Source organism: Lactobacillus sp. ESL0791 (assembly GCF_029433255.1).
Taxonomy (GTDB): domain Bacteria; phylum Bacillota; class Bacilli; order Lactobacillales; family Lactobacillaceae; genus Lactobacillus.
This window is the reverse complement of sequence record NZ_JAQTHU010000001.1, coordinates 2,218,230-2,233,676: the sequence shown is the minus strand read 5'-3', so window position 1 is coordinate 2,233,676 and position 15,447 is coordinate 2,218,230. Positions and strand designations below refer to the sequence as shown.

The 15,447-nt window shown below is 39.4% G+C and carries 2 protein-coding genes; both read left to right on the top strand.

Annotated elements, in window-relative coordinates:
- The first annotated feature begins 777 nt into the window (after window positions 1-777).
- Entirely contained in the window at window positions 778-9,015 is an 8,238-nt protein-coding gene (locus PT285_RS10310) for a BspA family leucine-rich repeat surface protein (protein ID WP_277150287.1), read from the top strand.
- A gap of 23 nt (window positions 9,016-9,038) precedes the next feature.
- Complete coding sequence (locus PT285_RS10305) at window positions 9,039-14,885, top strand: BspA family leucine-rich repeat surface protein (protein ID WP_277150286.1); 5,847 nt, start codon at window positions 9,039-9,041, stop codon at window positions 14,883-14,885.
- The last annotated feature ends 562 nt before the right edge of the window (window positions 14,886-15,447 follow it).

Genomic DNA, 15,447 nt, shown 5'->3' with positions numbered 1-15,447 from the left:
AAATTTTATAGAATTAAATGCTGCACATACTGTTAGATCGGAATTTATGGCCTAAAATTAACAAAAAACTACAAACTTTTCACACTTGATAATAATAGCTAAATTTAAAAGTAACGATGAATTTTCACCGTTATTTTTATTAAGTATGAATTTCTTCCAGAGTATTTTTGTAGCCTCGAAATCTAGGACAAATTTGTTCCTAACTTTATCTTAGATTAATTCATCAGTCTAAATTAGGTGTTTATGTTGTAATCTAACCAAGTATCAATAAATAACAAAGTACAATCTGAAAAGCCTAGTTTGAATAACAAAACTAAACTAATGATTTTAATCGATAAATATTAACAAGTGACTTTAAAATTTTGCTGGATCTTGCATTTTGATTTTTGAAATATTGGTCATCTATTTTATGACTTACTCTATATTGCAATAAATATTTTATTATTGCATGAAGCGTAATTATTGGGAAATATCACGCTGATTTTTAGTTTTAAAATATTTGCCATTGCCTATTATCCTGTTATATCAGCATTATCTAACTTTTTACTTTCTTTTACTTACATGATTTAACAAAAAAGAAACGCATTAATAAACAAGATAAATTTTAATATTTTTTAAGTAAATTGAATCGAACAATAATTTTTTATTTGAGCAAGAATCGATATTATTAGTTTTTTTCTAAACATTATTAAAAATAACGTTTACAAGAATAGCTTTTTGTTCTATTATTAATGTATATATAATCAGAATTGGAAATAGATAATCAGGAGGCAAAATTTGGGTAAAAATAACTTTACTGAACGGTCAAAGAAAACAGGATCGCAGAATAAACAGGAACACTTTTCAATTCGTAAGCTAACAGTTGGAGCAGCTTCTGTCTTGATTGGCTTTGGCTTTGTTAATGCTAATAATCAAGTTGTTAAAGCTGATGCGCAAAAGCCGGATGATACTGATGCCAATGTGCAATCGAATAATCAGGAGAAAACAGCAGCTAGTTCAGCTGATCAACAACAAGCCAGTGCAAATACTGCTGCAGGAATTGATACTCAGACACATGCAAGAAAGCATAGTCAGGCAGCTGCTGGTGATCAAACCCAAGCTAAACTATCGACTTTTAACGGGTTAACTTCATTTTTGCGTGATGCAACACCTGAAACGCCGAAAGAAAGTGAAGAGGGAGCAGTTTCTGCGCCATCTAGTTCGGCTGCGCAACAGCCTGAAGATACAGCTGAGCAGAGCAAGAAAGTTGAAACAGAACAGAAATTGAATGCGGCAGCAACGAGTTTGAATACTGCATTGAATCAGGCTAAGACAATCAGTAACTCGGACAAGTATAAGCAAGACACGCAGGAAAGACAGGAAGCACTGCAAGCAGCTGTCACCCAGGCACAGACGGTGGCTAACAAATATCATGATTTGGGCAGTTCCCCTTTATCTGAAGATGATCAAACCAAACTGCTTGCCGATATTACTGCGGCCTCAGATAAATTGACGGCGCTGCTGTCCGAATATACTGCAGAAAAAGAACAGGTGGAAGCTCAAGATGGAATTTCATTGCGTTCTAATTCGGGGCATGATGGTGATATTACCTGGACGTATACCAGCGGCACGCTAACTTTTACGGGCAGTGGTACTCTTTCTTCTACTGGGATTCAGTATTTAGGCGTGTCTGTAGGTGATATTACTAAGATAGTTTTCAGTGGTCCTATGCATGCAATTAAGCTGGCTGCAGATAGTTCGCATAAATTTACAAATTTATCGAATGTTACCGAAATTGATGGGCTTACTAATTTAGATACCAGTGCGGTAACAGACATGTCTTACATGTTTTCCGGTGTCAATAAAATGACCACTTTGGATTTATCGGGTTGGAATACTAGCAGTGTATTAAATATGTCTCATATGTTTGAGGAAGGTTATTACAATAATAGTAGTAAGTTATCCAGCATAATTTTCACAGGCTGGGATACCAGTCATGTAACAGACATGTCCTATATGTTTAGCAATCGTTATGGTTTGCAAGATATGTATGACGGCCTGACTTCTTTGGATCTTAGTGCCTTGAATACCAGTAGTGTAACAAACATGAGCCACATGTTTAGTGGTGATAGGGATTTAACAGGAATCACATTTGGTAGTGCTGCCAACTGGGATACCAGCAATGTAACCGATATGAGCAATATGTTTGATGGAGATCAAAAATTACAGACCGCTAATTTGAATATTGTTACTTCAGGAAATTACTGGAAAACCAGTAGTGTGAAGAATATGTGTAGCATGTTTTCTTCTACTGGTAGCATAACTAGCTTAGATTTGAGTACATGGGATACTAGCAGTGTGACTACTATGAACAGCATGTTTTCTTATACTAACTTGACTAGCCTAGATTTGCATACATGGGATACCAGCAGTGTGACTGACATGAGTTCGATGTTTTATTATACTGACGTGAGAAGTTTGGACTTGCATACTTATACAGATGGCTCTGGTGCGCATTGGGATACCAAGAATGTAACTGATATGGATTCGATGTTTAATCACGCAAGAGAATTAAGCACTTTAGATCTAACAGGTTGGGATACTAGCAAAGTAATCAGAATGGATTCGATGTTTTATTACTGTGATGATTTAGGGAGCATAGATGGCATAAGTGCCTGGGATACTAGTAAGGTAAAGTACATGGGTTCGATGTTTTATTCATGTGCACGCTTAACCGATTTAGATCTGCATACTTATACAGATGGTTCTGGTACGCATTGGGATACTAGCAGTGTAATTGATATGGCTTATATGTTTCAGTATTGTAGCAGCTTAGGCTCTGATTCAGGCAGTTTAAACATTAGTACATGGAATACCAGTAATGTAACGTCTATGGGTTTTATGTTTTATGGATGCAAAAATTTAACAAGTTTAAGTATCAGTACGTGGAATATTAGTAAAGTACAAAATATGGTGTGTATGTTTTTAGACTGCAGCGGCCTGACCAGTTTAAATTTAATTACTGATACAACAAGTGGGCATAATTATTGGAATATTGGTGCTAATATTCCAGCTGGTTCTGGTGCATGTATATCTATGACCTCTATGTTTGCTGGTTGCAGCGGCTTAACTAAACTAAAAATAAGTAACTGGAATACTGCCCGCGTGAATGGCATGGACAACATGTTTTCTGGTTGTAGTAGCTTAAAGACAGCTTCTGACATTGATATATCTAGTTGGGACGTCAGCAATGTAACGGACATGAGTTACATGTTTCATAACTGTAGTCAGTTGCAGAATTTGAACATAAATAACTGGCATACTGGTAATGTAGCTCATATGGAGTACATGTTTTCTGGCTGCACTGAGCTAGGCGATGATGGGTCAGGTAATTATACTTTAAACATTGGCACATGGGATACTAGTAGGGTGCAAGATATGCACAACATGTTTTCTGGCTGCTCTAGTTTACATAGTTTAGATTTGCATGCCTATACCGATGCAGCAGGCTCCCATTGGAATCCTTGCAGCGTAACTAATATGTCTTATATGTTTGATAGTTGCAGTAATTTGCAAAGCTTGAGCATGAGCACATGGGATACTGGTAATATGCAAAATATGAGTTACATGTTTAATAATTGTGCTCTGTTAAATAATTTAGATTTGCATACTTATACCGATGCGGCAGGCTCCCATTGGAATACCGCCAAAGTATCTACAATGGAAGGGATGTTTGATGGCTGTACTACCTTGAATGATTTCAATTTCAAAGGCTGGGATACTTCTACTGTTGCTAATATGAGTTATATGTTTAAAAACTGCACAAGTTTGACAGGGACGAAGGTAGCCCAAGAAGGGATTGCAGCTTTTGATACTTCCGCTGTAACTACGATGGCCTACATGTTTGCTGGTGATAGTTCAATTAAAGATCTGATTTTGGCATATAATGCTGGGAACTTGAATGATATGTCGTATATGTTTTCTGGTATGTATTCTGCCGCCACGTCTTCCCCTATATCTAAACCAGAGACTGGTGTGAAGTACATTGATATTACGGCGATGAATACCAGTACTGTAATCTATATGTCACACCTGTTTGATGGTGATCAATTATTAAATAACCTGAATGTTAATTCTTTTAACACGGATTTTGCTGAAGACATGTCCTACATGTTTAATGATTGCCGAAGTTTAACTAGTGACGGTACTGATTATACATTTGATGATCCTGCTGGTGCTGGTCAGCGTACGGTATGTTTGCCATTTGAAGTTAAGGACTGGATCACACGCTTTGTCAGCAACATGAGTTATATGTTCGCTGGTGATGCAGCATTAACTACTTTGAACCTTAAGCATCAGGACACCAAGTGGGATACTAGTAATGTTGCTAGTATGCAGCATATGTTTGACGGCGATACAGCTTTGACAAGCATTGGCGATGTCAGCAGCTGGGACACTTCCAGCGCGCAGTATATGACTTCCATGTTTAAAAATGATAAAAACTTAGTCGGTGATAATAACAAATTAGACTTAAGCGGCTGGAATACTAGCAGTGTATTAGATATGAGATCCATGTTTAACGGTGATGAAGCTCTGACCACTTTAAAACTTGGTCCTGATTGGAACACGAGTAATGTTGGTAATACTCCGTACAACTATAGCTACAGCGTGGCATCTATGTTCAACGATAACAAAAATTTAACAACAATCGATAATAACGGTGCGCCTTGGGGCACTGCTAAAGTTATAGATATGTCTAATATGTTTAACGGTGATGCCAAAATCACAAACTTAGACTTTGTTGACAGCTTTGTTACTGGTAACGTTACTAATATGCAGAATATGTTTAATGGAAATAGCAGTTTAACCGGTCTAGATTTACATACCTGGAACACTTCTAGTGTGGAGAACATGTCTAATATGTTTAATGGTGATGCGGCCCTGACTACTTTAACATTAGGTCCTAATTGGCATACCGGCAATGTTTCTAATCTACAAAATATGTTTAACAGTACCAAGAAGCTGAAAAAACTAGACATAAGTGCTTTTGATACAGGCAGTGCATATTCCAATATGCAGAGCATGTTTAATAACTTGGGTGCTGATTCAAGTGTCCAATCATTTGTATTAACATTGGGCCATTTTAAAATAAATGATAATGCCTGGGGTGATTTTAAGTGGAAAAATATTCGGGCTATGGGTACAAGTCAAGATTTTGATCATCCTGCTGGTAATGTTTATACCTTAGATGAATTCAAATCCTTATATAATCCAAGCAATGTTACAGAATGTCCCAATACAGAAACTTATGTATTGCAGATTCATGATGTCGACAATAAACACTACACTGCGATAAGTCCCGTTGTGGTTAAGGCACATACAGGCCAAACTGATCGGGTAACAGACCAGTATCAATTTACCGATATTCTCTCGTTCACAGATAATGAAGATTCTAACACCAAGACGTATAGTGACTTATTAGCCGCAACCGATAATATCGTTCCTAGTAAAAAGGTAATTCAGTCTGCGGAATGGCGGCTTGCTGCAGATAAAAAATACTCAATGGATCAGGAAGGCAATGTTAAAGTAACAGGCGGCGTCCTTGATGAGAATGGCAGATTAATTCCTGGAGCGAAAAATACTCCGGGACTCAATCTGGGGAATGCGGTAATTCGTGTGAAATACGGCGACAATACTGAAGCTAACGTGCCGGTTAAAGTCGAGTTGCCAGACTTCGTCCCAGGTCCTATGCAGGAAGTTACACGGACAAACAAATTACCAACTGTTGATCAAGCAAAAGCAGCGCTTAAAACCAGTGATACGGAAATTGGACCGGATGAGTGGGGCAAATCAAACTTGACCTATTCGTGGATTAAGGGAGAGCATGATCTTACGCCCTTACAAGATTCTGACTTAGGTGCAGTTGGTGATCACCACGTAGCAATTAAGGTCACATACACTACTGCTGGTCATTCAGATGGTTATGAGGTCGTCCCAGTAACCTTATTGGTAAAAAAATATAATGAAGAATTTCCAATCTCAACTAAAATCCCTATAACAACGCATGCGGTTGGCAGCAGCAGTACGCTCAGCGTGGTTACTCCGGGAGAATTTTCTAAGAGCAATTTGGCCGCCATGAAGGATCTAATCACGATTACTGACATTGCATCGGGTTACACTAGTGACAATCGTCCGCATGATATTAATGTTGATAACATCATTTCAAGCCTAGATTGGGCAAGCGGCAGTACGCCAACCTTTATTGACAATGGCAATGGCACCGGTAATGACTGCCACATCATTGCTCATTACACCGATAACACGGATGGTGCAGCAACTCCGGTTAAAGTACATGTAATTGGTGGTCAACTTAATAGTGCATACAATTCAGGCATCACTTTAAATGTCGGCCATGCTTTGCCGCCGATCGCTGATGCATTGAATCCAGCAAGTGTGTTAACCCCAGCAAGTGTTACAGCAATTAATAGTCACTATAATACTGTTCCTAATACCGTTAAGTATAATTGGTCGACCTCGCCTGATCGGGTAGTGGCTCCTGATATCAGTACAGGTGGCGCCAAGAACGTTTACGCTATCATTGATTATGGTGACGGAACCACACAGGCAGTACCCGTAACCATAAATGTGACAGATACATCAACATTGTATAGTGGCATTGCATATGATGGAACTTTGACAATTCATGCTGCAGATGACAGTACTGCTGCACCAACTTTGGATTTAGCCACCATGAAAACGCACTTTACGGATACAGAAGGCACACCACCTACCACATCTGCCATTCCAAGTAGTAGCATTACAGGACTTGAGTGGGCAACTGAAACTAATAGTGTTCCCGATTATACTTCCGGTAATATTGGCGCGCATACTGGCAAAATGCAGATTATATACACAGGCAACTCTGTAAGTGCTCCATTTAATATTAATGTTAATGTCGAAGGAGCCACTGCTGTATCCAGCATGGACTATTCATGCGGAGATAATCCAGCAGATAATATTGTTCCTTCTGCAGCAGATTTTCTGGATGGTACTAATGGCACTAAAGCCCCAGCTAGTTATGGTCTTCATGATACTGATTATAAATGGGTTGATGCCGTTAGTCATCAAGAACTAACGTTGGCTGCGCTACATCAGGCTAAAGGAATCATTGCAGCAGCAATTGAAGTAGATTATCACGATGGCACTCACCAATATTTGCCGGTAACATTAAATTTGCAAACAGTGGCTGCTAAACATAGCCATGACTTTACACCTGTAAGGATAAATACTCATGTCGGCAAGAATCCTAATAAAATCGATGTGTACGAATTTATTACTAATTCTGGTTCATTGGTTAGGGATACAGATTACCAAATTGTTTGGGCAAATAAACCTGATACGACTGTTATTGGGTTAAAAGATGATGGCACTAAAGATGTGAATGCAGCAGCACTTATTACTTTTGTTAAAGATGGTTCGCAGCTTACCGTGTCTGTTCCAGGAACAGTTAGTGGTGCAGTTCTTAAGAACAGTGATACTGCTAAGACGCTTTATCTGAATGATGCTGCCTTATCTGCAGGCCAACAAGCAGATATTACCAATTATTATGTTAACTCTAGTTCAATCAGCGGCTATACCCCAACGTATACTATTGAATTAGATGATAGTGCGGCAGCAATAAAGGTTCATTATAGTGACGGCATTGTGCAGGAACTTGAAGATGTGCCGCTTAAGGTTATTAAGCCGGCCACGCAGCGGGTTGAAACTTATCAGGGCAACCCTATAACTGCACAGCAAGTGCTTGCTAATTACAGTGAACTAGCAGGTATTGCGGGAATGACGATAACTAATGAGCTTTCTGGAATTAATTTCAATCAAACTGGTACCCAAACAGGCTACGTTAACCTTAACTATACAGCTGATGATCCCGCATTTTCTGATTTCAACGGCAGTTTTGCAGTTCCGGTAACAGTCAAGGTCAATGTACGACCGGTAGATAATTCAATGGCCGCTAACTTCCATCCAAACGGCGGTGGGGTTCAGGTACCGCAATATACGGATCTCCCATCGCACAATAATTATGCGGATCAAGCTGTTACTAATGCGAATGAAATGCCGGCCGGCACGAATTACACTTGGGACACAACCAGCACGGCTGACACGTCTACTAAGGACAAAACGGACAAGACATTTGTTACGGTTCATTATCCGGATGGTTCTGTTGGTTCGATTCCCGTTAAAGTTAACGTGAGTGATCCACAAGAGAGTGACATTGTCTTGAAACACAACGCTTACCTTTATGATGAGCAGGGCAAGCGGGTCAACGGCCAAACTTTGCAGAGCGGCTCAACGGTTAAGACTTATGGGACAGCCTTAATCAACAAGAAGATGTACTACATTATTGAAGCCGACAAATATTATATTAAAGCCAGCAACGTTGCGGGCAGGAAACGTAAGTTGGACTCGACAGCGCATGTTTACGATAAATACGGTCAGCAAACCAACGATCAGGTAATTTATGCTGGTACTGCGGTTACCACTTATGGTACCCCGGTCATGATTAAGGGGCAGAAATACTATCTGATTGATAATAACAAGTACGTGCCTGCTGATAATTTTCCGCCGGCATCTGATACTTGGATTGATCCGACAGTTCATGGAAGCAGTGATACTTCAGGCGGCGTCAAGAAGGAAACGATGCATGCGGCTTACTTCTACAATAAAAACGGCAAACGCAAGAGCAAGGCAATTTTGAAGGCTGGATCCAGTGTCGTAACTTACGGTAAGACAACGATTAAGCATAAGCAGTATTATGTTTTGGATAACGATGAATTTCTACTCGCAAACAATATTGATCCTGCTAAACGTTACTTAAGCCATGGAGCTGAGGTCGTTGATCGTTACGGTAAGGCAACCGGTAAAAAGCTGCATAAGGGAAGCAAGGTTTCTGTTTATGGCAAGGCTGTCAAGATTAAAGGCGTCAGCTGTTACGTTATTGGCGATAACCAATATGTTAAAGCCAGCAAGCTGAAATAATATAGGATTTGGAGGAATGCATCGTGTTAAGCAAAAATAATAGTAATGAACGAAAAAGAAAAAGCGAACTGCAGAATAAGCAGGAACATTTTTCCCTGCGTAAATTGACAATTGGTACAACTTCAGTTCTCTTGGGTTTCAGTTTTATTCAGGCTAATAATCAAGTGGTTAAGGCTGACGCAATTAAAGGGCCAGATGAAGAAAATGAAGAAAATGTAACGGCTAATAAAGCAGGTAAAGCGGCCGCCAAGCAGAAGGAGGCTGTACCTGTTAAGTCTAAGCAGGCCAATCTAGCCACATATGCCGGTTTAACATCCTTTTTAAGGGGTGAACTGGAAGTACCGCAGGAATCACAGGGCAGTACCAGCAGCGCTGCTGCAAGCAGTACAAGCACAGCAGAGAGCAGTGCAGCGGCTGGCAGTAGCACAGGCAGTGCCGCATCTTCTGCGGCATCCACACCTGTTTCGGCTTCCAGCACTGGTATGGGAAGTGTGGCAGCTGCTTCTGCAGCGTCAGTTGGGTCAACACCAGATTCTACTGGTGCAGAGAAATTGCCTGAACCAGAACCAGTTACAGTTGGGCCCCAAGGGGACACTAATTCGCACCACGCTGAAGGACTGGACGGAAATTGTAAGTGGACATACGACAGTCGCTCTAAGACGATAACTTTTACGGCAATGGCAGACAACAGTCATGATAATAGTTTAGCAGCTGGTATGCTGGGTACAACTTCAGTTCTTACCAACTCTCGATCGGGTCTGGACCATGATAAATCAGATATGACATATTTTCCTTCTGGCATTCCCGTGAACGCAATTAAGGTAATTAAGCTTGACAATTCTCAGGGACAAATCAAGCTGAATCAGAATTCTCGGTTTAAGTTTGCTAATCTAACAGATCTTAAAGAAATTGAGGGTTTAGATGGCGTGGATACTAGTTCTGTTTGGTATATGGACAATATGTTTGAAAATGATATTAGATTGCTGCATTTAAATCTTAATAACTGGGACATGTCTAATGTTATTAGTATGGATAATATGTTTAGGGATAATGATTCATTAAAATCTCTAACAATGGCTCATGGTATTAATCATACCGGTTCAGGAAATACTGCTTCAGGTTCTCCTCAACGTATAAATCTTAATTACAATGATGATGATTATTATTCAATGTTTTATGGCGACGGCGCTTTAACTGAAATAGTTTTACCTAAGATTAGGGTAAGCAAACTAAATTATTCTGATTTTGGTGTTTTAAGATATACTTTAAAGAAGTTGGATGTTAGCCAATTGATTACTGACGGGATAACTTCTCTAGGCTGCGATGGCAGTAATAGCGGTGGTGTATTTAGTGGCTTTAGATCTTTAACCGATCTTACAGGACTTGAAAAGCTGAATGTCAGTCAGGTTGATAATATGGCTGGCCTGTTTTCTGGCGATTCTTCTCTTACAAAATTAGATCTTTCTACATGGGATACCAGCGGTATTGCCCAGGAAGATCGTGATAATTTTCCTCCTAATAGTGAAAATAGAGTTGAGAATGCTTATCTGCATTATAGTATGTCCAATATGTTTTCAGGTGATAGTGCACTTACAACACTCATATTGGGTCCAGGTTGGGATACCTCAAAGGTTTATTCAATGCATAACATGTTTTCAGATGATACTAACCTGAAAACAATCAGCGGCTCAGCTCATTGGGATATGGGTCATGTTGCGCATGCCGAGGGGATGTTTATGGATACTTATCATCTTACAAATACATCATTGACCAATATTGGAGTTAGTGATTGGAATACCAGCAATTTTAAAAACATGGATGCAATGTTTTTTGGTCTTAGCAGTAGTTTGAGTACAGCACCAGAAGCCCATGATGACCCAGTGACAACGTTAGATCTGAGTAACTGGGATACCAGCCAAGTTACGGATATGGCTAGTATGTTTTATAGTGCAAAAAATTTAGCTACAATAAATTTGAGCACCTGGAATACTAGTCAAGTTACGAATATGTCGCAAATGTTTTCATATGCTAGTGGTTTAACATCATTAGACTTAAGTAAGTGGGATACCAGTAAAGTTACAAATATGTTCAATATGTTCTTATATACTAGCCATTTGCAGACGTTGAATCTTGGTAAAAATCAAACTACTAATAGTCAGACATTTGTGACAACTAGAGTTGCTGATATGCATTATATGTTTAAAGGAACTGGCAGCGCCAATGATTATGCTAATACTTTACATTTGGAGTTAGGCAATTTTAAGATTACCGTAGATGCTTGGTCAGGCTTTAATCCGTTAGGCTTTGACCTTGAGATTGTTAAGCTTGTTAAGATCGATGGTCATTACCAGTATGTTTCGGACGGGGCAATATCATTTGGAGATTTAGAGAATCGTTATAATGCTGAACCTCCGATAGCAAGCCCAGACCATATTTATACGCTGCTTTTGCATAATCATGGTAATAAACGCTATAGCTTTGATGGAACAGTACCAGTTATCTATGCTCATAAGGGGATGCTCAAGGCCCAGGTAGCTAATGATCTTGAAAACTTAAACTCAGTCACTCTTAAGGATAAAGACGATAGCAATAATTATTATCCGATTAAAACCTTAAAGAGTAAGGAAGATTATTTTAAGACAAAAGGTGATTATACTATTAAGTCTATTACGTGGGAAGACGGGAAAAACCGGGATGACCCGCTTGATACGTCTAAACCAGATCCCAAGGTAATGAAAAATAATGGCAGTTTGGATTCAGGAGGTGCAATTGATTTTGCCGGTAATATTACGTCTGATGCGGCTAATAAGACTGCTGACCAAAAGGGTAATGCCGTTGTCAGAGTAACCTTTGGTGATGGTACATTTATCGATGTTCCTGTTAATGTTTGGCTGCCAACAGTGGAAGAAGGGACCGGGCAGTATACGCAAAAGAATATGGTGCCAAGTGAAACCAAGGCTAAAGCTGCACTGAAGATAGGCGGGGATTTTTCATCTTCCTCGACAACCCCGTCTGCTCCCGTATCTCCTGCACCTGGTAAGTGGGGGAATAACAATTGGACCTTGTCCTATTCATGGATGATCAAGGACAGCCACACTCATGATTGGCGAGAGTTAAAGTCAGACGATTTACCAAACCCAGGTCAGTATGATGTCGGGGTCAAAATTAGTTATACAACTCCTACTGGTGAAGATGATGGTTCTCAAATAGAACCCGTAAAATTGGAAGTGCAGAATTATGACTCTGCATATAAAATAGCTTTTAAAAATACGGGTTTATTACATGAGCACCAATTAACGGTTCCTAGCAGCGATAATTCTGATCCAGTTGAATTTAATGATCCTGGTAAGTGGAAAGACTTTCTTGATGTCAGGCCGGTCACAGATCAAACTTTAGGAACAACTGGACCTGCGATAACCGAGGGCTTGTCTGAAATTATTCAAAAGGTTGAATGGGTTGCTAAGCCAACACTGAACCTTGGCACCAATATAGCAAATCAGCAGATTAAAATAACTTATCAGGATGGTGCAACTGCGCTGGTGGGTAATCCGTCAACTAATCCTGTTTATGTTGATCTTTCTGGCGGACAAGCAAGCAGCGCAGAACATTCTGTGTCTATTAATCACTCGAATGAATTAAATGCAACTACGGCTAAAGAGGCTATTGATATTACTAAAATTGCTACTGGTACGTATAATAATCTAACATATAGCTGGTCTGTACATGGAGATGCTAGTTCAACTCCGAATGTTACTCATACTGGTACGCAAAATATTTACGTTTTGATTGATTATCATGATGGGACTAAACAAGCAGTCCCGGTAACTTTGAAGGTCACATCCTTGAGCCAGACTTGCACACCTACATTGACAGGTAATCATATTATTATTCATGCCACTTCCTCTGGTACTGGTGAGTCAGTTGATAGTGATCATCATAGTTTGGTGCCAATAATTACTAATTCTGATAAAATTAATGACTTGTTGACTTTGACAGATAGTGGTACTCCGGTTACCTATCCGTCTGATAAAATATCTAAAATTGTCTGGCATCAAGGTGATGAACCTCATAGTGATGGTTCCGCATCGCAGACTCATAAAATAGATATCGTTTATACTGATGGCTCGGTGACTAGTCTTAATGGTGCACAATTTGATGTTGAAGGAGCTGCTATTGATACCGCTAACCACGCAAATATTGAACATTCCGGTTCTGATTACAGTGTAGCTTATGTTCAAGGTACGGTACCTACTGCAGAATCTTTAGTAGTTAAGCCTAATGCAGCTCATTTTGTTCCGACATATAAATGGGTAAGGAATGATCCTACACATGATGAGCTTTCCCTGTCAGATTTAAATGATGGCACTATCCATGGTACGATTAATGCGGCAATTGAGGTTACCTATTCCGACAACACACACCAATATTTGCCAATTACGCTGACAATTAATACTAGAGCCGGAGTAAGCAGATGCACTGGGCATGACCAAACAGTTCCCGTTGGCAAAAAACTTACTTTGGATAAGCATCTGGTTAGTGTTATAGATACTGCTACTAATACTGATGTTAATAAATCAGAATATAGTCTTTCCTGGGTAGACGGGGCACCTGATTTAACGGCTGCCAATTTAGGCAATGCCAATGAAAAGCAGATTAGTAAGACGATTAAAGTTACATTTAATCGTGGTGATTCAACACAACTTGTTAATGTTACTATTACGCTGGTTGGGGCAAAGCTGAAAACTTCTGCTTCACCTAAGCGGGTTTACCTGGGCAGTTCGGGTGCGGATATTGACCAAAACCAGGTGAACACCATTGCTTCTTATTACCTTGATACCAGCAAGATTAGCTCTTTACCGCCTGAGTCAAAACCAGCCTATGCATTAACCCAGACAGGTGACACTGTTACTTTGACAGTTACATATGGCGGGGATAGCAATGCACAGCAAGTTTTTACTAACATTCCTTTGAAGTTAGTTAGGGGTCAGATTAGCAACAATGTTCTTGCAGCCGATCAAAATTCTGTTTTGGGTTCTAATTATATCAGACAAGTTCTGCTTAATTATGATGATGTTGCAAGCACCGGTGCCTATATTAGTGATGCAATTACTGGCATCAACCTGACACAGCTGGGCGAGCAATATGGTAATTTCGTAATAAGCTTTAGTTCCAGCGGCTTTCCGACGATTAATGAAACCATACCAGTAACAGTTATGGTTAGCCATACCGATGTTTCTAAGGCTATTCATTCTGCAGATTCCAAAATAGTTAAACTGCTCTCAGGCAGCGTTATCGTCCCACAGCATACCGACCTTGCAGCCCATAATGAATATGCCAAAGGTGCTGTGACCAGTGTTAATGCAATGCCGAACGGCTGTGAATATGTTTGGGACAAAGATCATATTCCAGCAACGGATAAGGAAGGCACATACAGCAGTTTCGTCAACGTTTGTTATCCGAACGGGACATTTGTTTCGGTACCGGTAAAGGTAACGGTGGTTGGGCCTACGCTTAACGAAGCAATCCTGATGCACAATTCGTATATTTATAATCAAGATGCTAACCGGGTTACTAACCGTGTCTTGCAGCAGGGACTTAAGGTCAAAACCTATGGCACAGCGCTGCTTGAAGGCAAACTCTATTACCATCTGGAAGGTAATCAATATGTTAAAGCCGGCAATATTGATGGGCAGAAGCGCAGGCTGATTAAGACCAGTTACGTTTATGACAAATCGGGTCAGCGGATTGCAGATAAGACCATTTATGAAGGCACTGAGATAACGACGTACGGCGCACATGTAAAAATAAAGCACGGAAAGTATTACGCAATTGGTATCAACGAGTTTATCAAGGCCGATGCAATAAATTAAAGATTTAATCGATTGAACAAGAAAAAATAAGACTGATGGAGATTGAACTTCTTCATCGGTCTTATTTTGATGTTTGTATATTGCTTTTTAAAATCATAATCTACCATTTTTGACTCGAATATGAATCATTTTCAAGCAAAATATCCCCTAAAATAACATAAATCTCATAAAATCAAGTGCTACAAATACTGCCAAATTGCCATTTATAGCTTATAGTTAAAATTGCTTTTATCATGCAAACAAAAATCACCAAAAACCTGCAGGTTCTTCGTACTAAATAGTAACAGTTAATCTAACAGTAACGGGTGAAAAAGATATTTTCACTGTTATTTTTATTAAAAGCTAATTTTTTGCGCGCCTTTTTTTACTGCCTAAACTGTTATTGTCTTTTTGCCGAATTATCCTATACCTTACTAAGTATTTGATTATAATTTAAAACCTTGTAATTATTTAGTTATAAAGAAATATTGTAATGATTTTTTGTTTTAAAATCGTTTGCTGTTTCACCGTACAATCATTGTCTGTCTGCTTCTTTTCGTTTGATATATAAGTATTACCTGTA